The sequence below is a fragment of the Roseicitreum antarcticum genome (assembly GCF_014681765.1).
In the GTDB taxonomy this organism is placed as follows: domain Bacteria; phylum Pseudomonadota; class Alphaproteobacteria; order Rhodobacterales; family Rhodobacteraceae; genus Roseicitreum; species Roseicitreum antarcticum.
Genome location: NZ_CP061498.1, coordinates 282,146 through 302,989, shown reverse-complemented (window position 1 = coordinate 302,989; position 20,844 = coordinate 282,146). Strand labels below are relative to the sequence as shown.

Here is a 20,844-nt window from a genome sequence, read left to right as displayed (position 1 = left end):
CCGTAATGCACCTGCGCACCCACTGCCCCGGCGCCCCCGACCAGCCCGAAATCCGGCCTGCGCGCCAGAAACCACCCGAACCCGGCGAAAACCCTGCCCGACCCGCGTTGCATGCCGGGCGGCAAAGAGCTAACAAACGGCCTGTATCTTCCCAACCAGACCGGAGCCGTCCCATGTCCGAACCTATCCGCCTTGGCATTGCAGGTCTGGGGACCGTGGGCATCGGCGTCGTCAAGATCGTGCAGAAACACGCCGATCTGCTGGCTGCGCGCGCGGGCCGCAAAGTGGTCATCACTGCGATCTCGGCCCGCAACCGCGCCAAGAACCGCGATGCGGACCTTTCGGCCTATGAATGGGCGGATGATCCCGTTGATCTGGCGCGGCGCGACGATGTCGATGTGGTCGTCGAACTGATCGGCGGCGACAGCGGCCCGGCCAAGGCGCTGGTCGAAGCAGCGCTGGCCAACGGCAAACACGTCGTCACCGCCAACAAGGCGCTTCTGGCCCATCATGGGCAGGCACTGGCCGAGGCGGCAGAAGAGGCGGGCCTGTCGCTGCGGTTCGAAGCCGCCGTGGCAGGCGGTATTCCGGTCATCAAAGCGCTGACCGAAGGGCTGTCCGGCAATGTGATGCGCCGCGTCTCTGGCGTGATGAACGGCACCTGCAACTACATTCTGACCCGGATGGAAAGCGCGGGCCTGCCCTATGAGGTGGTGTTTGATGAAGCCGACAAGCTGGGCTTCCTCGAGGCCGACCCTAACCTTGACGTGGGCGGCATCGACGCGGCGCACAAGCTGACGCTACTGGCCGCAATCGCCTTTGGCACCCGGCCGAATTTCGACGCTGTGATGATCGAGGGGATCGAAAGGATTTCCATCGACGATATCCGCCATGCCGCCGATCTGGGCCTGCGCATCAAGCTTTTGGGCGTGGCGCAGATGACCGGGCGCGGGCTGGAACAGTCGATGACGCCCTGCCTTGTGCCGGTGGACAGTCCGCTGGGCCAGTTGATGGGCGGCACCAACATGGTGGTGCTGGAAGGCGACAGCGTCGGCCAGATCGTGCTGCGCGGCGCGGGCGCGGGTGAAGGCCCGACCGCCAGCGCGGTGATGGGCGATGTCATGGACATCGCGCGGGGGCTGCGACTACCGGTCTTCGGCCAGCCAGCCAAACAACTGATCGACGCCCCCGCCGGGCGCACCACCGCAGCCAAGGCGTGGTATCTCCGGATGAGTCTGATGGACCGCCCCGGCGCGCTGGCCAAGGTGGCGGGCGCATTGGGCGAGGCTGGCGTGTCGATCGACCGCATGCGGCAGTACGGCCATGAGGATACCAGCGCCCCGGTGCTGATCATCACGCACAAGACCACGCGCGACGCCATCGACCATGCCATCGCGCTGTTTGGCCATACCGGTGTTGTCACGGGCGAGCCGGTGGCACTTGCCATCGAGGCGGGCTGAGGCCGGGCACGCAGAGCGGCCCCCCAAAAAAACGCGCCTGGGCAATTGCCGGGTCCAAGCGCATGACGATCGTGCTAAAAAGGGCGGCGCCCGGACGGACAATGCCGCGCGGCAAATCACTACCTCAATCAGGTCACAGAGCGATCATGCGGTCCAATGAAGCATGGCCCCGCGTCATGCCTGGTTCGACATACGCAGAGACCCGGGCGAAACAGGACCTATTCTGCGGCCTTCAGTGCAAAGCCCTTCACGATCATGTCGGTCGGCGCGACAGGATAGTCGCCCGAGAAACAGGCGTCGCAATATTGCGGCGAGGCATCGTTGCGCCCGCCTGCCTCGCCCGCCGCGCGGTACAGACCGCCAAGCGATATGAACTTCAGACTGTCTACGCCGATGAAGGCGCACATCTCATCCTCGGTCATGCGCGAGGCCAGCAGTTTCTCTTTCTCGGGCGTGTCCACTCCGTAGAAACACGGCCACATCGTGGGCGGCGAGGCGATGCGGAAATGCACCTCGGCAGCACCAGCATCCAGGATCATCTCCTTGATTTTCATCGAGGTGGTGCCGCGTACCACGGAATCGTCCACCAGCACCACACGCTTACCCGCGATCAGCGCGCGGTTCACGTTCAGCTTCAAACGGACGCCCATGTTGCGGATCTGTTCGGACGGCTCGATGAAGGTTCGGCCCATGTACTGATTGCGCACGATGCCCATGGCGAAGGGAATGCCCGATTGCTGGCTATAGCCGATGGCGGCAGGCGTGCCGCTGTCGGGCACCGGACAGACCAGATCAGCCTCTACCGGGGCCTCGATGGCCAGTTCCACGCCGATCTGGTGACGGGTCTCATAGACAGAGCGTCCACCAAGGATGCTGTCTGGACGCGAGAAATACACATGCTCGAACAGGCAAAAACGGGGTTTCTTCGGCTCGAAGGGATGGAAGCTTTCAATGCCCTTCGCGTCGATCACCACCATTTCGCCGGGCTCGATCTCACGCAGGAATTCCGCGCCGATGATGTCCAGCGCGCAGGTTTCCGACGACAACACCCAACCGTCGCCCAGACGGCCCAGCATCAGCGGGCGCACGCCCAGCGGGTCACGCACGCCGATCAGCTTGGTGCGGGTCATGGCAACGATGGAGAACGCGCCCTCAACGCGGCGCAGCGCATCCTTCATCCGCTCGGGGATATTCTTCTGTATCGAACGCGCCATCAAGTGGATGATGCATTCGCTGTCCGATGAGGACTGGAAGATCGACCCGCGTTCGATCAACTCGCGTCGGATCGCCTCGGCGTTGGTGATGTTGCCGTTATGCGCGATGGCCGCCCCGCCCATGGCGAATTCGCCAAAGAACGGCTGCACATCGCGGATCGCCGTGGCCCCCTTCGACCCGGCGGTGGAATAGCGCACATGGCCGATGCCAATGGTGCCCGGCAGGGTTTCCATAAGGCTGGCGCGGGTAAAGTTGTCGCGCACCAGCCCGAAACGGTGCGCTGAGGAAAAGCCGCCTTCGGGCGCATATGTGATAATGCCCCCGGCTTCCTGTCCACGGTGTTGCAGGGCGTGCATGCCAAGGGCGACGAAATTGGCGGCATCGGTCACACCGACAACGCCAAAGACACCGCATTCCTCTTTCAGTTTATCATCATCGAACGGGTGGCTGGAAAAATGACGCATTCCGCGGGGATCTCCGATTGCGCTGTTTGCGCGTCTCTTAGAACATCGGGGGGGGGATGTCACCCGTCCGTTTGGGACACACACGGCAATCGTGAACGCAATGTGACATCACGCGAAGGGTACCGCCCGGCTGAAACCGCGGTGCGCGACCAGACGGCAGGCCCCAAGCTACCGCCTGAGTCGCAGATCAGTTGTTGGCACCGCAGCTGCCCACCAGCCCCTCATAGCGTGAGACGATCCAGTTCGGCGCGTCGGTCGGCACGGCCTCATCCAGCGATCCGCTGAGGTTGCGGAACACGGCGGCCGAACGGCTGTTATCCACCACTTCGACCGTGCCCGCCGGCACGGCGCGTTCAAACACCATCAGCGCCACGGCGACCAGAAGGCCCCCGCGCAACACCCCAAAGAAGAAGCCCAGCCCCTGGTCGATCCCCCCCAGCGCAGAACGGCGCACCAGCGACGAAAACAGCGGCGTGAACAGCGATGTCAGCACCAGCACGATGGCAAAGACCAGCGCGAAGGCCGCAATAATCGTCAGTTCGCAACTGTCGCCCAGAAAATCGCCGACATACGGAATTTCGCGGACCAGCGGTTCTGCCGTCGGGGCGAGGATGAAGGCGAGAATCGCCGCCGCCACCCAGCCCGCGATTGCCAGAGCCTCGCGCACGAAGCCGCGTGAATATGCCAAAATGGCAGAAATCACGATGACCACCGCGACAACGGCATCCACAACTGTAAAGGCGTCCATTTATTTCTCCTGCCTGCCGACGGGCGCCGATTGCTCAGCCTGCCCCAAATGTTTCACCCACAAAAGCCGTCAGATCGGTGATCTGCCGAATGGTCATGCCTTCATCGCCGGACAGTTTGCTGCGCGCCGGGGCAATCGCGGCTGTGAAACCAAGTTTCTTCGCCTCTTTCAACCTGTTTTCTGTCTGACCAACCGGGCGCAGGGCGCCTGACAGGCTGATTTCACCAAAAACCACCGTATCGGCGGGCAAGGCAATGTCTTCGCGGGCCGACAACAGCGCTGCGGCCACGGCCAGATCGGCGGCGGGTTCATTGACGCGCATGCCGCCTGCCACGTTGAGAAACACGTCAAGCCCGGTGAACGGCACGCCGCAGCGTGCTTCCAGCACGGCCATGATGGTGGACAGCCGCCCGCCGTCAAGACCCACCACCGTGCGGCGCGGCGTGCCCAGCGGCGAAGGCGTGACCAGCGCCTGAATTTCGGTCAGCATGGGGCGTGTCCCCTCGATCCCCGCGAACACCACCGATCCGGCTGCAGGCTGGCCGCGTTCGGACAAAAACAGGGCCGAGGGGTTGGCAACTTCCGCAAGCCCCGCGCCCGTCATCTCGAACACGCCGATCTCATCTGCCGGGCCAAAGCGGTTCTTGACCGCGCGCAGGATGCGGAACTGGTGGCCGCGCTGGCCCTCAAAGTAAAGCACCGTGTCAACCATGTGTTCCACGACACGCGGCCCGGCGATCTGGCCTTCCTTGGTGACATGGCCCACCAGCACCACCGACACGCCGCGCCGTTTTGCGAAGGTCACCAGCTCATGCGCTGCCGCCCGCACTTGACTGACCGACCCGGGGGCAGATTCCACCGTGTCCAACCACATGGTCTGAATGGAATCGATCACCACCAGGTCGGGGCGTTCGGCATCCAGCGTGGTCAGAATGTCGCGCAGATTGGTCTCGGCGCCCAGCGCAACGGGGGCTTGCGCAAGCCCCAGCCGCTGCGCGCGCATCCGCACCTGCGCAGGCGCTTCCTCACCCGAGATATACATACATTTCAGCCCGGCATTGGCGAATTGGGCCACCGCCTGCAACAAAAGCGTCGACTTGCCGATGCCCGGGTCGCCGCCCACCAGAATAGCCGAGGCCGCAACCAGCCCGCCGCCCAGCACCTGGTCCAGTTCCGTCATCCCCGACCGGGTGCGCGGCGGGGGCTTTTCCGTGCTGGAAAGCGAGCTGAGCGCGATCACACGGCCCTTGCCGGTCAGCGCCTTTGCACTCGGACCGGCGCCCAGCGGGCTTTCCTCGACGATGCTGTTCCAAGCGCCGCACGCATCGCATCGGCCTGCCCATTTCTTGTGGACAGCCCCGCAAGAGGTACAGGTGAAACTGGGTGCAGATTTTGCCATGCGCCGTACATGCCGCAAGGGACAGATCGGCGCAAGCCCAACGCGCGCACGGATGACCCCCTGCCGGTGAAAGGCTGTATGCAGATGCATGGGCCGAAGCACTGCCCCGCAAGGCGCCAGATGGCCGGATGTCCACACCGCCGTCTGCGGCAGGTTTGGCCATAAAAAACCGCCTCTGCGCAGCGCAAAGGCGGTTTTGTGGAGATCAAACGCCGTCAGTCTCTTGCCATCGGCAGATCGGGCGGCGCGGGCAAATTCTTACTCGGCGACGCTGGCTTCGGCCGCCGAATAAGCGGCAGTAAAGCCCGCCAGTGACATGTTCAGATCCACCGTCTGATCGGGAGCGGCTACGGGGACGATGCTGATGGTCGCGGCCCCACCACGGCGGAATGCCTCGATTTCGGGCGCGGTGAAGCCCACACGCGCCACGCAGCCAGAGACGCCGCACCAGGTGAAGGGGTAGCGCTTGTTCGCACCGTCATCGACGCGCATGGTAAGCTGCGCCGTCAGCAGCGTTTCCAGCGGCGTCACGATGGTCGCACCGGCTACGGCCTCTCCCGCGTCTTCGAGCGGGAAGAGCGAGATTTCTGCAACCGAATTGCCATCTTGGTCACGCAGCAACTGGTACATCTGGCAGGGGTCCTCACCATCGGGATCGCGGAAGCACACCAATTCCCAATCGTTGAAAACCTCACCGGCATAGCTGGTGCCCGGCCCCTCGGCGGCATCCAGATCCTCGCCCAGAGACAGGGTGTTGGGCGATGGGCCTGGCTCGGGTTCGTTGGTCGCGGGGGCCGCAGGCGTGGTTTCCTGTGCGCCAAGCGGCGCGGCAAGTGGCAGGGCCAGCGCCACGATCATCGCCAGTGGCAGTAGGGAAATGGATTTCATCGCATGATCCTGTTCGCGGTTGGGTAAGATTTTGATGGCGTACCATGGCCCCCCGGCATTGTCAGGTCAAAATTGCGACAGTTCCGGGCACGACAAGGGGCCGCACGGACCGGGGCGCGACAGGCGAGTCGATGCAAGTTCGGTCCTGCGTAAGTTCGATTTCCATTCGGGGGCAGACAAATTGAAAAGGCCCCGGGTGGGGGGCCTTTTCCGTTGTTTTTTATAGCTCCCTGTCGGACCGGCCGACTTATTATGGACCGAAAGTTAGGGCGTAAAGCCCCATGCGTCAACAGTCAAAATCGGCAGCATGCCCCCCTCCTGCGCGGGCAAAGACACGGCCATGCGCCCTTCGATGCGACATCCTGCGGGGCCTCCGCGCCATGGCAGCGCGACCACTCCCGGAGGCTGGGCAGCACCGCGCGACGCAGGAAAGCCATAGGCCGAAGCCTGGCGCGCAAGCCCAACCCGCCATGACCGCCGACAACTCTGACGCAGACAATCATCCGCTTGGCAAACCCGCGCGGGGCGGCCAATATCGCGTGCTGACACGGCAGTACCAAACGCCGTTTGCAGGCAAGGCTTCGCGGGCAATTTTAGAGACCAGTTCAGGGACGGCGCGACATGACACAAAACAACGGCATTTCCATCAGCGACACCGCAACAGCCGGAATCTTCATCGGCGGTGGGGGTGCCGATCAGGCGCAGGCGCAACACCTCCTGCTGCGCTATGGCAACCGCCACGGGTTGATCGCGGGTGCCACCGGCACCGGCAAGACCATCACCATGCAGATCATGGCCGAGGCATTCTCGGACGCTGGGGTGCCGGTCTTTCTGACCGATATCAAGGGCGATTGCGCAGGCATGTCGCAACCCGGCACCCCGCGCGAAGCATTTGCCCGCCGCGCGGCCGCCATCGGCTTTAACGGCCCCGACTATCGCGCGCTGCCCGTCACCTTCTGGGATATGTTCGGTGAGAACGGTCACCCCGTGCGCGCAACCCTCGCCGAGATGGGGCCGCTGTTACTTTCGCGCATGCTGGAGGCAACGGAGGCGCAGGAAGGGGTCCTCAACGTTGCGTTCCGTATCGCCGATGACGAGGGCCTTCCGCTGCTGGACCTAAAAGACCTACAAGCCTTGCTGGCGTTTCTGGGCGCACATCAGCGCGAGATTTCGCAACGCTATGGCACGGTCACCACTGCGTCGATCGGCGCGATCCAACGGCGGCTGCTCATCCTGGAAAATCAGGGCGTGGCGCATTTCTTTGGCGAACCCGCATTGGATCTGGCCGACATTCTGCGGGTCGGCGCGGATGGGCGCGGGCAAGTCAACATCCTGCATGCGGTGCGCCTGATGCAGACGCCGCGCCTGTATGCGACCTTCCTGCTGTGGTTGCTGGCCGAGCTGTTCGAAACCCTGCCGGAGGTCGGCGATGGCGACCGCCCAAAGCTGGTGTTCTTCTTCGATGAGGCACATCTGTTGTTCAACGGCGCCCCGCGCGCATTGATCGACAAGGTGGAACAGGTGGCCCGCCTGATCAGGTCAAAGGGCGTCGGCATTTATTTCGTGACCCAGAACCCCGATGATGTGCCCGAAACCGTCCTGGGCCAGTTGGGCAACCGGGTGCAGCACGCGCTGCGCGCATTCACAGCACGCGACCAGCAGTCGTTGCGCCGCGCTGCCCAAACCTACCGCCCCAACCCACGTTTCGACATCGCCGACACCATCCGTGATGTCGGCACGGGGGAGGCTTTGACCTCGTTCTTGCAAGACAAGGGCGTGCCCGGCATCGCCGAGCGTACACTGATCCGCCCCCCGGGCTCGGCGATGGGGCCGATTGAAGACAGCCTGCGCACGGCCGTCATGGCGACCTCGCCCGTGGTGGGGAAATACGACAATGCCGTCGACCGCGACAGCGCGCACGAGATGCTGGCGCGTCGTGCCGAGGCTGCGGCAAAGGCGGCTGAAGCGGCAGATGGGTCGGCGCGGGCAGCCGGTCCGGGGCCGTGGTCGGCCACACCGGCCCCGGACCGTGAGGACCGCGAGTTTTCATCAGCGCGCCGCTATCAGCCGACCATGCCAAAGACCCGCGAGCCCGCGAAAATCAATCGCCCCACCCCCGCACGCACGCCCCCCACACGCCGGACGGACAGTGCGGTGGATGCCTTCACCAAATCCTTCGCCCGCCAGTTGGGCACAAAGTCCGGGCAGGCATTGGTGCGGGGCATTCTGGGCGGGCTGTTTCGGGGACGGTAGACTCTTGCCGGGGCCAAACGGCACCCGGCGCAGACCCGCCTCTGCCGCATCAGGCCTGAGACGCCAGCGACAAAAACGCATCCAGATCATCCGCACTGGACCCGAACGGCCTGCGTGATGCCTGCGTTGCCCGGCACCAGACGCCCCCTATTCCGCCGTTGCTGCCCCCCCCCTGAGCAGCTTGACGCGGCGGGCCAGTTGTGATGCGGCTTGCGCATAACTCACCCCGACGCCCCTGCCCCCGCGATGAAAGGACCACCCCCATGACCGCCCCGCTTCAACCCGCGCCGCAAGCCGCTGCCTATGTCATCCCCGCGCCCCCCGTTGCCAGCCTGCCGGTGCAAGGCACAGACGCGCGCTTTCCGGTGCACCGGATCTATTGCGTCGGGCGCAACTATGCCGCCCATGCGGTCGAGATGGGGCATGACCCCGACCGCGAAGCACCGTTCTTCTTTCTCAAAAGTCCGACGACCCTCCTGACCGACGGTGCCGATTTCCCCTATCCTGTTGCGACCGAGGATGTACATCACGAGGTTGAAATGGTCGCCGCTCTGTCCAGCGGTGGATGCAACATCGCGGTGAGCGACGCGTTGAACCATGTCTTTGGCTACGGCATCGGCCTCGACATGACGCGGCGCGACCTTCAGGCGCAGGCAAAGGCGCAGGGCCGCCCTTGGGAACTGGCCAAATCCTTCGAGCATTCCGCGCCATGCAGCCCGCTGCTTCCCGCCGCGCAGATTGGTCACCCGGCCCGCGGCGCGATCTGGCTGGAGGTGAATGGCACCCGGCGTCAGACCGGCGACTTACATCAGATGATCTGGAAAACGGCCGAGGTCATCGCCTATCTTTCCGGCCTGTTCGAGTTGCGCGCAGGCGATCTGATCATGACCGGCACCCCCGCAGGCGTCGGCGCGGTGACGCGCGGCGATGTGATGCATGCCCATGTCGAGGGGCTGGGCGATCTGCGCTGCAAGGTCGTCTGACCCTTATCCTGGAGATTTGACGCAGCGGCGCCCCTTGATCAGCCCCTTGGGGCGCAGCCGCGCATTGAGGTGGTGCAGCCACGCCTCTGACAGACGCGTCCCCGAGTCGCGCTTACAGGTCATGTTTCAGGGGCGTCCTGCATAGGCCCCTGCCATCGGCACTTGCCTTGGGCTCAGCTTGGCGGCATAGACGCAGGGGCCGCAAAGTTGCGCGCCCCAAACCACCCCGATAGCGGGGCGGACAGGTAGTGGGCACGCACACCCTGTGGGCCTATGCAGCCCCCGCCCCACCTGCTGCCCCCGCCTGACCAAGCCCCGACCATGGCCCGGATCAGGCGCGCATTGTGAAGGACATACCATGGAACTGCCCCCCGACATCTTGCTACTTGGCGCCATCATGCTGCTTTCTGGTGCGCTGACCGGTATTCTGGCGGGCGTTTTCGGCGTGGGCGGCGGAGCCCTGATGGTGCCCGTGCTTTATGAGGTGTTCGGCGTCATGGACATTCCCGACACGGTGCGTATGCCGCTGGCGGTCGGCACATCGCTGGCGGTGATCATCCCGACCTCGATCCGGTCCTACCGGGGCCATCTGGCGCGCGGCGCGGTGGATACCGACCTGCTGCGCGCCTGGGCTGTGCCGATCATCGCGGGCGTGCTGATCGGCGCACTGATTGCGCGATATGCCTCGCCTGTGGTCATGCAGGCGGTATTCGTGGTGGTGGCGGGGGTAAATGCACTAAAGTTGATCAGCGGCACCACGCGGCTGAACTTTGCCACCGAGATGCCGCAGGGCCTGATCCTGCGCGCCTATGGCGGGCTGATCGGCCTTTTGTCGTCGCTGATGGGGATCGGCGGCGGGCAGATCGCCAATATCATCATGACGCTCCACGGGCGCGGCATCCATCAGGCGGTGGCGACCTCGGCGGGGATCGGGGTACTGATCTCGGTCCCCGGAGCGATCGGCTACGTGCTGGCGGGCTGGGGGCAGGCCGATCTGCCCGCCGATGCGATCGGGTTCGTATCGCTGCTGGGGTTGGCGCTGTTTGCACCGACAACAGTTCTGACCGCCAATCTGGGCGTGAAACTGGCGCACAGCCTGTCCCGGCGCAAACTGGAACTGGCCTTTGGCATCTTCCTTCTCTTGGTCTGCGCGCGGTTCCTCTGGGCGATTGTCGCGGGCTGAGGGCAACGAAGTGCCCTTGCCGCCGCCACCTCGACCGGTGCACGATAGACCTGCGCCCCGTGATGCGGCTTGAACTGCGAGGCCCGGCAAGGGTAAGGCAGGGCCAGCATCAAAGAACAAAGGCCAGCGGACATGAACGGATATCTGGGCGTCAGCACATCAGCCCTTGGGCGGCGCTGGGTCGGACCGGGAGATGAAGGCGACCGACGGATCCAGGCGATGGTCCAGACCACCCGCTTGCCCCCTGCCGTCTGCGCGGTGCTGGTGCAGCGCGGGGTGCCGCCCGAGGGCGCCGAGGGCTACCTGACCCCGGCCCTGCGCGACCTGTTGCCCGACCCGATGGTCCTGCGCGACATGGCACCCGCCGCCACCCGCCTGCTGGCAGCCGTAGAGCACAATCAGCGCATCGCGATCTTTGCTGATTACGATGTGGATGGCGGGGCGTCCGCCGCGCTGCTGCTGATCTGGCTGCGGCAGATGGGGCGGGAGGCAACGCTGTACATCCCCGACCGAATTGATGAAGGCTACGGCCCCAACGACGCTGCCATGGCGGCGCTTGCGCGCGATCACGACCTGATCGTTTGCGTCGATTGCGGCACGCTTTCGCACGGACCCATCGCGGCGGCTGTCGGCGCGGACGTCGTGGTGATCGACCACCACCTGGGCGGGGAAACGCTGCCGCCCGCGCTGGCCGTGGTCAACCCCAACCGGCAAGATGAGGCCAGCGACCTGGGGCACCTCTGCGCTGCGGCCGTCGTGTTCTTGCTGCTGGTGGATTGCAACCGCCGTCTGCGCGCGCAAGGCGTCAAAGGCCCCGATCTGATGGCCATGCTGGATCTGGTGGCGCTGGCCACCGTGGCCGATGTCGCGCCCCTGACCGGGGTGAACCGGGCGTTCGTGCGGCAGGGCCTTGTGGTTATGGCACGCCGCGCGCGGCCCGGGTTGGTCGCGCTGTCGGATATCGCGCGGCTGGACACAGCCCCCACGCCTTACCACCTGGGCTTCGTGCTGGGTCCGCGCGTCAATGCGGGCGGGCGCGTGGGCGCCGCCGATACCGGCGCGCGGCTGCTGGCGACAGATGATGCCGCCGAGGCGCAGCGACTGGCCGAAAGGCTCGACACGCTCAACACCGCGCGGCGCGAGATTGAGGCGGCGGTGCGCGAGGCAGCGCTGGCGCAAGCCGAAGCGCGCGGCACCGATGCACCGCTGGTCTGGGCGGCCGGCGAAGGCTGGCACCCCGGCGTGATCGGCATCGTCGCCGCGCGCCTGAAGGAAGCCACAAACCGTCCCGCCGTGGTCATCGCGCTGGACGGGGATGAAGGCAAGGGATCAGCGCGTTCGGTGCCGGGCGTCGATCTGGGCGCCAGCATCCAGCGCCTTGCCGCTGAGGGATTGCTGATCAAGGGCGGCGGACACAAGATGGCGGCGGGCCTCACCGTGGCGCGCGACAAGCTGGAACCTGCGATGGCGCGCTTGGCTGAACTGCTGGCCCGGCAGGGTTCAGGCACCGATGGACCGCGCGACATGCGTATCGATGCGCTGCTGATGCCGGGCGCGGTAACACTGGAACTGATCGAACAGATCGACGCCGCAGGCCCCTATGGCGCCAGCGCCCCCGCGCCGCGCTTCGCCCTGCCCTCGGTCCAGATCCTGTCCAGCCGCCGCATGGGCGAGACACATCTGCGGGTCAGCATCGGCGACGGCATGGGCGCGCGGCTGGACGGCATCGCCTTCGGCGCGTTCGAGACCGCACTGGGGCCGCTGCTGACTGACCCCGGCGCAGGCGCGCTGCATTTGTGCGGGAGGATCGAGATCAACAGCTTCGGCGGGCGGCGCAAGGCCCAACTGCGCATCGACGATGCCGCCCGGGCGTGATGCCCCTGCTTTTATCGGAAGTTCGATGGCTGCAAGGCCGTGTATAAAGTACCGCGCGGGGCGCGCTTAGCCGGGTAAATGCTGCTGGGAAAGCTACTTTGCAGGATTTGGCTTGAAGGACTGAGACCCAGCCATGCCCCCGCCACCGCCCGAAAGTGGTTTGCAGCGCTCTCCAGGTGGGCAGTCAGGTCACCTTCGCGCGCTGCCCTACGCTCAGCGCCTCCGCGATCCGGTTTTGCAGATCCACCTTGCGATAGGGTTTCGCCAGGATGCCCGCAAAGCCCGCCGCCCGATACTCGGCCACATGGTCGCGCATGACATTGGCGGTGGCGGCAATGGCGGGCGGCATGACATGCCCACCCGCATGCGCCCGAACGGCAATCTCGTGAAAGGCGGTCAGCCCATCCACCATAGGCATGGAAATGTCGAGGATCAGCAGGTCGAATTCGCCCGGTGCCCACAGATCGATGGCCTCCTGTCCATTCACGGCAAAGACCGTCCGCACACCCAGCGATTCCAACATGCTGCGCAAGATCAGCGCGTTGACCCGGTTATCCTCGGCCGCCAGCACGCGAAGCCCCCGCGCAAATGCAGTATCCACCGCCTGATGTCGCACGGGGGGCAGCAGGGTGTCGGCGTCATGCGGCAGCGGAAGCGTCACCTGGACCTCGGTGCCGAGGTCAGGCTCGCTGAATACCTTGATGTCACCGCCCATCAGGTTGACCAGCTTGCGCACGATCGGCAGGCCCAACCCGGCCCCCCCGAAGCGTCGGGTGATCGAGCTGTCGCCCTGCTCAAATTCGGTGAAAACCCGGGTCAGCTGTTCGGCGCTCATGCCGATGCCGGGATCGGTCACCGTGATGACAAGGCCACATTCGGTGGCTTTTACCGCCCCGTCGCCACGCAGGGCACTGGGACCGGCCGCCGCCGCTTCCAGCACGCCGCAATGCACCCGGACCCGCCCACGCGCGGTGAACTTCACTGCGTTGCCGATCAGATTGCCCACGATCTGCCCGATCCGCCCAGCGTCGCCCAGATGCGGACGCTCCAGCCCCGGGGCAAGCGTCAGGTCCAGCGTCACACCCTTTTTCTGCGCCGTGACCGAATGCTGTGCGACAATCTGCTCCAGAAGCTCCATGGGCGAGAATGGCGCCACAACCAGCGACACCTTGCCCTCTTCGATCCGCGCGATGTCCAGAATGTCGTCGATCACTGACAGCAGCGAGTCGCCCGACCCACGGATGACTGACAGCATCCACGCCTGTTCATCGTTCAAAACGGTGCCCGCCAGCAATTCGGACATGCCGCTGATGCCATTTAGCGGCGTGCGGATTTCATGGCTCATGTTCGCGAGGAACAGCGACTTCGCCTTGCTGGCGGACTCGGCGCGCGCGCGGGCAGCCTGCACCTCGGCGTTGGCGGCCAGCCGGTCGGTGATGTCGGAAATCGCACAAGTCACAGTGGAATTGTCTGCGGCCCGGCCCGTGGGACTGGCATTGACCGAGAGGATGCGGCGACGGCCATCGGGGAAAAGGATGGCATACCGGATGTCGCGGACCGGCTTGCCCCCCGCCTGCACCAAGGAGAACGGCAACTGATCCGCTGGCATCGGCCGACCATCCAGATCCTCGTTTTGCCAGCCTGCGGCATCATACCTGCGCCCTACGGCATCGGCAGCCTCCAGCCCCAGGATATCGCGACAGGCTTCATTGGCGTAGACGATGGTGCCGCTGGCATCTAAGGTCACGATGCCGCTGGGCATGGTTTCAAGCAGACCGGACAAAAACGCATGCTCGGCAATAAGTGCCGCGCGCGACGCTTCCAGTTCTTTAACGGATTCGCGCATCAATATCTGGTCAGAGACCAGCGCACCAAGCCGCTGCATTGTCTCGACTTCTTCCTCGGTCCAGTCGCGCGGCTCATGTTCGATCACGCACAACGCGCCGATAAAAGAATGGTCGGGCGCATGGATCGGCACCCCAAGATAGGCGGCCACTTTCAGCGGGTTGATCGGGTCGCAATCCTTGACCATGGGATCGGAGCCTGAGTCGGCGACGACCAAAGGTTTTCCACTTTCGGCGACAATCTTGCAGAAGGAATGGCTGAGCGCGGTCTGACGTGATGTAGCCAAGGGTTCTTCCAGGCCGGTCCGGCTTTTGAAATATTGGCGATCACCGTCGTAATCCATCAGTGAAATCAACGACACCGGCGAATTCAGCAGCCGCGACGCAAACAGCGTGAAATTGCCAAAAACATCGTCATCTGCGGTGTCGAGCAATGCCAAGGTCGATAATGCGGTCCGGCGCATGCGGTCCCTTCCTCGATCTGCACCCTAACCCTTCATAGACTAAAATCTTGGATCAGAGAATAAAATAGAATTTGTCACAAATATGCCAAATTGGCCGAACCGGCGACGGCAAAGATACGCTATTCAAATGAGTTAAGGACTAAGTAAGCAATAGCCAAAAAGAAATGTTATACATAACAGGATTCAGAGGCAGGGAAGTTGCCCTTCAAAGGGCGTTTGCGCAGATGTCCTCGCGGGTCCGGCCCCAAGCTGGGGTGGTAAATGATCGGATCACAGCGCGTGCGAAGGCGTCGTATGCGCAGCCCCACTGATCGGCGTCAAGCAGTTTATTCGTGCGCTCCATATGTCGCGCGATGCGGTCACAACCCCATATCTGTCCCCTGATTTGACCCACTTCCTGCCACTTTCCCTGCAAGCCCCCCATCGTCAGGGGCAGTGCCTATGGTAAATCGGCGGGCCGGACCTGGGCTTTCGCGGCAGCGCCTCCGCCCAGTCAGGACAGCGATACAACGATCGAAACCTTAGAGTGTGCGGCGGAGCCGAGGGCAAGGAGTACCAAAAAGGCCGCCACGAAGCAGTGGCACCGGCAACTTTGTTGACGACGACGGGCGGTAACCACCAAATCATGGGTCCAAAAATGGGGCGAGGTGCAAGCCAAACCCTCCGACAACATCGTTTCATGCTGAGCGCCGGATCAGGCGCGACGAATGGCTCCTGTTTTCCTATCCATGGGCGCGGAAGCGGAAAGCCTCCGCATCCTCCCGACCTGTAAATCCATCTTCAGCGCGCAATGCAGCGCAGATGTGCAAGCAGGCGTAAGCGCCGGGTGGGATTGTCGTTTGTGCTGTGCACAATCGCACCGATCAAAGCACAATTCCGAAAAAATCATAAGAACAGGGGCGTTCACATCATCAATGCCCCTGCATGTCAAATAGCGCCGGACAACATGCGGATTGCTGTCAAACACAAGAACAAAGCAAATGCACGCTTGATCCAGACAGGCTCTAGCGCATGCGCAAGCCGCGTCCCCAAGGGCGCGAACAGAATTGAAAGGGGCATGATCAACAAAACGGCTATCAGGTTGATGTATCCCACCGAAAACTGCGGCCTGCCATCAACACCAAGACCTGTAATCACCATGGCAAGGGCACCCGGCACACCGATAACCAGGCCCAGCGCGGCGGCGGTGCCGACGGCGCGATGGACCGGAACTGAAAACGCCGTCAAAAGCGGTACGCCCAATGTGCCCGATCCAATCCCCATCATCGACGAAACGAACCCTACCCCACCAGCCATAAGAGGTTGAGCCCCTGTTCGCAAAGGCAGGCTTTCCGCCAGTAACCGGGTACGCGGCAGTGCCATGTTCCACGCAACCAACAGAGCAACCGACCCAAACACCACCAACAGAAAATCACCTTTGACGAGACCAGCAACTGTCCCGCCACAAAGTGCACCAAGCGCCATCCACGGCGCCCATCTGCGCACGATCTTCATGTCGACCGAGCCCCGCTTGTGATGCGACCGGGCCGCTGTGAATGCTGTCAGCGCGACGGTTACCAGCGACGTGCCAACCGCCACCTGCATCCCCAGATCTGCAGGATAGCCGAGGACCGCAAATACCCAAAACAATACGGGCACCACGACGATCCCGCCGCCCACGCCCAGCAAGCCAGACAAGATCCCCGCAACCGCCCCCGTCGCGGCAAGTGCAAGAACCAGTGGTATGATTTCGAACAAAGAAAGCTCAGGCATTCCACGCGCCCCGGAACGATTCGCGCCACCCTAATCCGCTCTCAACACTGGTGCGCGGCCGATATTCGCAGCCAAATGCACCGACGTATCCGGCGGCCTGCATCTGCCTCAGGAGCAAGGGCAGGTCCAAACGGTCCTCAACACCCGGTTCATTGCGTCCAGGCACCGATGCAATCTGAACATGGCCGACATGGTTGGCGTATTTCTGGAACATCGCCCCCGCAGGCCCGGTTTCCATCTCAACATGAAAGCAATCAAACATGATTTTCAGGCGCGGGCTTCCAATTTCCTGAACGATTTCAGCTGCCATGCCAATATCATGCAAGAAGTAGTCGTCTATCGCCGCCCGACAGATCGGCTCGATCAGGATCATCCTGTCGCCATTGTCCAATGCATGTCGTAGCACCTTGATGTACGCCGCGCGATCCCCGTCTGCGCCAGTTCGCCCGGCCAGCACATGAACGGCCTTTGCCCTGAGAGCTTGGGCAGTTTTCAGTGCAGCATCGACATCGCGACGCGCCCGAGTTTCGTGGCCTGAAATCGCGGCGCAACCAGCGGTTTCGCCCATACGCACATTCAACCCGCAAACTGGCAGACCGGTTTCCGCCAGGATGTCGCTGATCTGCCCCAGATCGCTGGATTGCGCCTCATCATGAAATTCGACCGCATCAAACCCTGCTGCGGCAGCGGCGCGTAGCCGGTCTGGAAATGACAGTTCTTTCCACAAAAAACCGATGTTTGCGGAGAAACGCGGCAGCCGCATCATGTATCCCACTCCACATTATACCGCGCAACCAAGGCCACAACCTGCGCACCCGTTAATAGCCTGCGCTTCATGCCATTGGTCAGCACAAGCAGTTTGGCGGCTTCCTCAAACTCTTCCATAGCGTCGACTGCCGCCGCAAGCGTCGGAGAGGAAACCACGGGTCCATGATTTGCCAAAAGGACGGCGGCATGCTTACCCGCCAGTGCGCGCACAGCGTCACCCATCGCGGCATCCCCCGGCAAGAAGAAGGGCAGCAACGCAACCTTGCCCAGCCGCATGATCGCATAGGGTGTAATCGGCGTCAGCACATTGCCTGCATCAACATCAGCCAAGACAGACAACGCCGTGGCGTAGGTCGAATGCAAGTGAACCACCGCACCAGTTTGCACCCTCGTGGCGTAAAATGCGTCATGCAAGGGCCATTCCTTGGTTGGTGCAGGCCCGTCGATATGCGTCCCATCCGCCGCCAGCACCGACAGATCATCCGGGGCCAGTGCACCAAGCGACATACCCGTAGGGGTAACAAGGAAACGCCCATCTCCCAACCGTGCCGAAATGTTCCCGCTGCTGCCCCCGGTCAATCCGCGCTGAAACAGGGACGCCGACTGCGCACACAGCGCATGAGCGATGTGGCTTTTGCTATCACTCATGCTGCCAAAACCTTTGCCGCCTTGTAAAAGAAATCCTGCGCCCCAAAATTCCCCGATTTCAGGGCGATGACCAGATCACGGCCAGTGGCGCGCAATGCCGGAACGCCAGGGTCAATGGCGGGACCAATCTCCAGCGTGTCGATGCCGAGCGCGCCAACCACAGCGCCCGAAGTCTCTCCGCCCGCGCTGATCAGACGTCCGATGCCTGCCGCAACGGCCAGTCGCGCAAGGGTGCCAAAAGCATCCTCGACCGCTGATGCTACACGCCCGGTGCCATAGCGTTGTTGCCACGCAAGCACCTGCGCGGGATCGTCGCTGGAATAGATCAGCGGTAATCCTGATGCCTTCGAAGCCCATTCGATCAGTGCGTCAAAATCCGTGCGCCCCTCAACAACGTCTTCAACGTTCAGTAGGCGTTGCGCGCCGCCCGCGATGCGATGCGCCTCGATCTGACGGCGCGTCATCGCTGAGCATGAGCCAGACAGGCAAAGCGCCGGGCGCGCCGCTTCACCACGCCACGCCGGGGCTGTGGCGGCTGAAAACCCCAGGGTTTGCGGTATGCCCAACGCGATACCCGAACCTCCCGTAATCAGGTTCACATTTGCAGCCAGCGCACCGAGGGCAAACAAATCGGAATCTTCGATTGCATCACAAACAACAAGCGGGCGCCCCGCTGCGGCTTCAGCCGCGAGCGTTGCATCTCCTTTGCCCGAACGGAGTGCCGAAAGCGACAAATGCCCCACACCACACGCCGTCTGATACCCCAGCCATCGTCGGATATCGGGGTCTGTCATTGGCGTCAGCGGGTGGTTTTCCATGCCGCTTTCACTCAGCAGTCGGTCATTCACGAACAGATGTCCCATGAACACGCGTCGACCGGTCGCCGGGAAGGCGGGGCAAACGATCACCGCCCCCTTGTCCCCCAGTTCGGCGCGCAATGCGTCGATCACCGGTCCGATATTTCCTTCACGCGTTGAATCAAAGGTCGAGCAATACTTGAACAGGATCGTTCGCGCGCCTTGCGCCTTCAGCCAGCGCAGCGCAGCGCGTGATTGGGCAACCGCTTCCGCCACCGGAACCGAGCGGGTCTTGAGCGCAACAATGCCGGCGTCTACATCATGCGCCGCGGCCTCTTCGGGAACGCCGACATATTGCACCGTGCGCATGCCACCAGCCGAAAGCATCAACCCCAAATCCGAGGATCCCGTAAAATCATCCCCAATCGCACCGACAATCATGCAGGATCTCCGGGCAGGGCCAAACCCGCATTGCGCGCATATACTTTTGCAACCGCCGCATCATCCTCGCGCCCAAGCCCTGAACCGGATGCAGCAAGAAATTGCTGCAGCGCAGTAGCCGTAAGAGGGGCAGAGAAACGCGCGCTCCGCGCAGCATCCAGCACGATACCCAAATCTTTTGGCCAAATATCAATGGCCGAGGCAGGCGCGTAATTTCCGTCTACAACATGCTGGCCCCTGTTCTCAAACGCCCAGGAGTTGCCAGCGCAACGCGTGATCACTTCATAGGTTCGGGCGGTTGATATGCCCTGCGACAGGCCAAAGGTCATGGCTTCGGCCATGGCCGCGATCTGGATCCCGACCAGCATCTGGTTGACGGCCTTGATGGCAGAACCTTGCCCGGGCTCTGCGCCCATTTCGAACACAACTTCTGCCATTGCATCAAGCACGGGGCGCGCGCCGGTGAATGCGGCCTCTGACCCGGAAGCCATAATCGACAACTTGCCTGCAGCAGCCTTGACCGCCCCGCCCGAAATCGGCGCGTCAAGGTAGTTCAGGCCCGCATTTGTCACAATGTCGGCAAGCCTGCGTGCTTCATCCGGGGCGACGGTCGCGCAGGCAACAATCGTGCTACCTTTACGCATCTGGCCAATCAGCCCCGGCGTCTGCGGCGAACCCATGATCACCGCTTCAGTTTGCGCTGCGTTCAGCACCACGACAACGGCGCAATCAAGCGTCGGCACCAAGGTGTCAAGAGCGCCGCTAACCGCGCCTTCGGCGATGATGCGGGCAACGGGGTCGGACGCAATGTCAAACGCCACCACGTCGTGACCCGCGCGCAACAAGGATTGCGCCATGCCATAGCCCATAGAGCCAAGGCCAAAAATACCAGTACACGGGCGCTGCGTCATTCGCAATTCTCCTGATCAGAATAGGGCGCGGCAGTCCATGCCGCAATGAGACGGGCCATTGGGTCGGGCGTTGCAAAGCCAAAGCCGTGCCCCCCATCAAAGACCCAGAACTCCGCCTTTGGCAGATGGTCGGAAAGCCATTTCACTGCTGCAAACGAAGCTTGGTTGTCATGCCGCCCGGCCATCACGATCGTGGGGCAGGAAATCTGCGGTAAAACCGGCACGGCATCATGGCCTGCGCGGGCCTGCAACAGACGTGGATATCCAGCGGCATTTGCGGGACAGGCACGAAACGCGGTCTCCATGGCAATGCGCTGTGCCAACCTTGCAGCCGCTGCCGCTGGGTCCGTCCGCAAAAGCTGGCGAAAGCGTTGATCTTGCACCTTCAAGGCCGCCAAAGCTGTCGCTTCGGCATCCAGGTTGAGCCATTCCTCGATCGGATAAGAACGCCCTGCTGCACCACCTGCGGTTGCGGCCATGACTGCAAGGCCCCGCAACCGGTCTGGATGGTATGCTGCAAGATGCAATGCGGTCATCCCGCCAAACGATTCTCCCAGAACCAGTGCTTGCGGGATTTGTAACGTATCCAAGAGGCTTACGGCGTCATCAGCGTAGTCGCGCATGCTCCACAAGCCAGGAGGCGCGTCGGAACGCCCAAGGCCCCGAGGCTCGTACGTCACAACGTCGAACTGGGCAGGCAGCGCAGATTGCATAACCGCACACCGCAGCCGCATATCGAAATTTGACCCGC

At 63.0% G+C, this 20,844-nt stretch carries 16 protein-coding genes; 5 read left to right on the top strand and 11 right to left on the bottom strand.

What is annotated here, in order from left to right:
• Positions 1–173: 173 nt before the first annotated feature.
• Positions 174–1,460 (top strand): homoserine dehydrogenase, encoded by a 1,287-nt coding sequence (locus H9529_RS01410; protein ID WP_092885834.1) that lies wholly within the window; start codon positions 174–176, stop codon positions 1,458–1,460.
• 218 nt (positions 1,461–1,678) lie between these two features.
• On the opposite strand, the gene purF is transcribed toward H9529_RS01410, so the two are convergent.
• The 4 genes from purF to H9529_RS01390 form a co-directional block, all read right to left on the bottom strand.
• The gene (purF, locus tag H9529_RS01405; protein ID WP_092885832.1) at positions 1,679–3,139 is read right to left on the bottom strand and encodes an amidophosphoribosyltransferase; all 1,461 of its coding nucleotides are present in this window, start codon (positions 3,137–3,139) and stop codon (positions 1,679–1,681) included.
• A gap of 187 nt (positions 3,140–3,326) precedes the next feature.
• Positions 3,327–3,887 (bottom strand): CvpA family protein, encoded by a 561-nt coding sequence (locus H9529_RS01400; RefSeq protein ID WP_092885830.1) that lies wholly within the window; start codon positions 3,885–3,887, stop codon positions 3,327–3,329.
• A gap of 34 nt (positions 3,888–3,921) precedes the next feature.
• The gene (gene radA, locus H9529_RS01395) at positions 3,922–5,286 is read right to left on the bottom strand and encodes a DNA repair protein RadA (protein ID WP_092886280.1); all 1,365 of its coding nucleotides are present in this window, start codon (positions 5,284–5,286) and stop codon (positions 3,922–3,924) included.
• A 258-nt stretch (positions 5,287–5,544) separates the two neighbouring features.
• Entirely contained in the window at positions 5,545–6,174 is a 630-nt protein-coding gene (locus H9529_RS01390; RefSeq protein ID WP_092885828.1) for an invasion associated locus B family protein, read from the bottom strand.
• Between the two features lie 621 nt (positions 6,175–6,795).
• On the opposite strand from H9529_RS01390, the gene H9529_RS01385 reads away from it, so the two are divergent.
• From H9529_RS01385 to recJ, 4 genes are all read left to right on the top strand, one after another.
• Positions 6,796–8,427 (top strand): helicase HerA-like domain-containing protein, encoded by a 1,632-nt coding sequence (locus H9529_RS01385; RefSeq protein ID WP_092885826.1) that lies wholly within the window; start codon positions 6,796–6,798, stop codon positions 8,425–8,427.
• Between the two features lie 263 nt (positions 8,428–8,690).
• Positions 8,691–9,410, top strand: coding sequence for a fumarylacetoacetate hydrolase family protein (locus tag H9529_RS01380; RefSeq protein ID WP_092885824.1), 720 nt, complete (start codon positions 8,691–8,693; stop codon positions 9,408–9,410).
• A 358-nt stretch (positions 9,411–9,768) separates the two neighbouring features.
• The gene (locus tag H9529_RS01375) at positions 9,769–10,593 is read left to right on the top strand and encodes a sulfite exporter TauE/SafE family protein (RefSeq protein ID WP_092885822.1); all 825 of its coding nucleotides are present in this window, start codon (positions 9,769–9,771) and stop codon (positions 10,591–10,593) included.
• Between the two features lie 132 nt (positions 10,594–10,725).
• A complete protein-coding gene (recJ, locus tag H9529_RS01370) occupies positions 10,726–12,468 on the top strand; it encodes a single-stranded-DNA-specific exonuclease RecJ (protein ID WP_092885820.1) in 1,743 nt (580 codons plus the stop codon).
• 184 nt (positions 12,469–12,652) lie between these two features.
• On the opposite strand, the gene H9529_RS01365 is transcribed toward recJ, so the two are convergent.
• The 7 genes from H9529_RS01365 to H9529_RS01335 form a co-directional block, all read right to left on the bottom strand.
• Entirely contained in the window at positions 12,653–14,776 is a 2,124-nt protein-coding gene (locus H9529_RS01365; RefSeq protein ID WP_092885818.1) for a GAF domain-containing hybrid sensor histidine kinase/response regulator, read from the bottom strand.
• A 927-nt stretch (positions 14,777–15,703) separates the two neighbouring features.
• Positions 15,704–16,528 (bottom strand): sulfite exporter TauE/SafE family protein, encoded by an 825-nt coding sequence (locus H9529_RS01360; RefSeq protein WP_092885816.1) that lies wholly within the window; start codon positions 16,526–16,528, stop codon positions 15,704–15,706.
• A complete protein-coding gene (locus H9529_RS01355) occupies positions 16,521–17,291 on the bottom strand; it encodes a TIM barrel protein (RefSeq protein WP_223814342.1) in 771 nt (256 codons plus the stop codon). Before H9529_RS01355 ends, H9529_RS01360 begins: the two co-directional genes overlap by 8 nt.
• Entirely contained in the window at positions 17,291–17,944 is a 654-nt protein-coding gene (otnC, locus tag H9529_RS01350) for a 3-oxo-tetronate 4-phosphate decarboxylase (protein WP_092885812.1), read from the bottom strand. Before otnC ends, H9529_RS01355 begins: the two co-directional genes overlap by 1 nt.
• On the bottom strand, positions 17,941–19,182 hold the full coding sequence (gene otnK / locus H9529_RS01345) for a 3-oxo-tetronate kinase (RefSeq protein ID WP_092885810.1): 1,242 nt from the start codon (positions 19,180–19,182) through the stop codon (positions 17,941–17,943). Before otnK ends, otnC begins: the two co-directional genes overlap by 4 nt.
• Entirely contained in the window at positions 19,179–20,093 is a 915-nt protein-coding gene (ltnD, locus tag H9529_RS01340) for an L-threonate dehydrogenase (RefSeq protein ID WP_092885808.1), read from the bottom strand. The genes otnK and ltnD overlap by 4 nt, the downstream gene beginning before the upstream one ends.
• Positions 20,090–20,806 carry an alpha/beta fold hydrolase gene (locus tag H9529_RS01335; protein WP_218132092.1) on the bottom strand — a complete coding sequence of 239 codons (717 nt, stop codon included), beginning with the start codon at positions 20,804–20,806 and terminating at the stop codon, positions 20,090–20,092. Before H9529_RS01335 ends, ltnD begins: the two co-directional genes overlap by 4 nt.
• Between the last annotated feature and the right edge of the window lie 38 nt (positions 20,807–20,844).

Bases quoted from the DNA above. Each gene is read 5' to 3' on its own strand.
- H9529_RS01410 (WP_092885834.1), top strand. From the start codon at position 174: ATGTCCGAACCTATCCGCCTTGGCATTGCAGGTCTGGGGACCGTGGGC.
- purF (WP_092885832.1), bottom strand. From the start codon at position 3,139: ATGCGTCATTTTTCCAGCCACCCGTTCGATGATGATAAACTGAAAGAG.
- H9529_RS01400 (WP_092885830.1), bottom strand. From the start codon at position 3,887: ATGGACGCCTTTACAGTTGTGGATGCCGTTGTCGCGGTGGTCATCGTG.
- radA (WP_092886280.1), bottom strand. From the start codon at position 5,286: ATGGCAAAATCTGCACCCAGTTTCACCTGTACCTCTTGCGGGGCTGTC.
- H9529_RS01390 (WP_092885828.1), bottom strand. From the start codon at position 6,174: ATGAAATCCATTTCCCTACTGCCACTGGCGATGATCGTGGCGCTGGCC.
- H9529_RS01385 (WP_092885826.1), top strand. From the start codon at position 6,796: ATGACACAAAACAACGGCATTTCCATCAGCGACACCGCAACAGCCGGA.
- H9529_RS01380 (WP_092885824.1), top strand. From the start codon at position 8,691: ATGACCGCCCCGCTTCAACCCGCGCCGCAAGCCGCTGCCTATGTCATC.
- H9529_RS01375 (WP_092885822.1), top strand. From the start codon at position 9,769: ATGGAACTGCCCCCCGACATCTTGCTACTTGGCGCCATCATGCTGCTT.
- recJ (WP_092885820.1), top strand. From the start codon at position 10,726: ATGAACGGATATCTGGGCGTCAGCACATCAGCCCTTGGGCGGCGCTGG.
- H9529_RS01365 (WP_092885818.1), bottom strand. From the start codon at position 14,776: ATGCGCCGGACCGCATTATCGACCTTGGCATTGCTCGACACCGCAGAT.
- H9529_RS01360 (WP_092885816.1), bottom strand. From the start codon at position 16,528: ATGCCTGAGCTTTCTTTGTTCGAAATCATACCACTGGTTCTTGCACTT.
- H9529_RS01355 (WP_223814342.1), bottom strand. From the start codon at position 17,291: ATGCGGCTGCCGCGTTTCTCCGCAAACATCGGTTTTTTGTGGAAAGAA.
- otnC (WP_092885812.1), bottom strand. From the start codon at position 17,944: ATGAGTGATAGCAAAAGCCACATCGCTCATGCGCTGTGTGCGCAGTCG.
- otnK (WP_092885810.1), bottom strand. From the start codon at position 19,182: ATGATTGTCGGTGCGATTGGGGATGATTTTACGGGATCCTCGGATTTG.
- ltnD (WP_092885808.1), bottom strand. From the start codon at position 20,093: ATGACGCAGCGCCCGTGTACTGGTATTTTTGGCCTTGGCTCTATGGGC.
- H9529_RS01335 (WP_218132092.1), bottom strand. From the start codon at position 20,806: ATGCAATCTGCGCTGCCTGCCCAGTTCGACGTTGTGACGTACGAGCCT.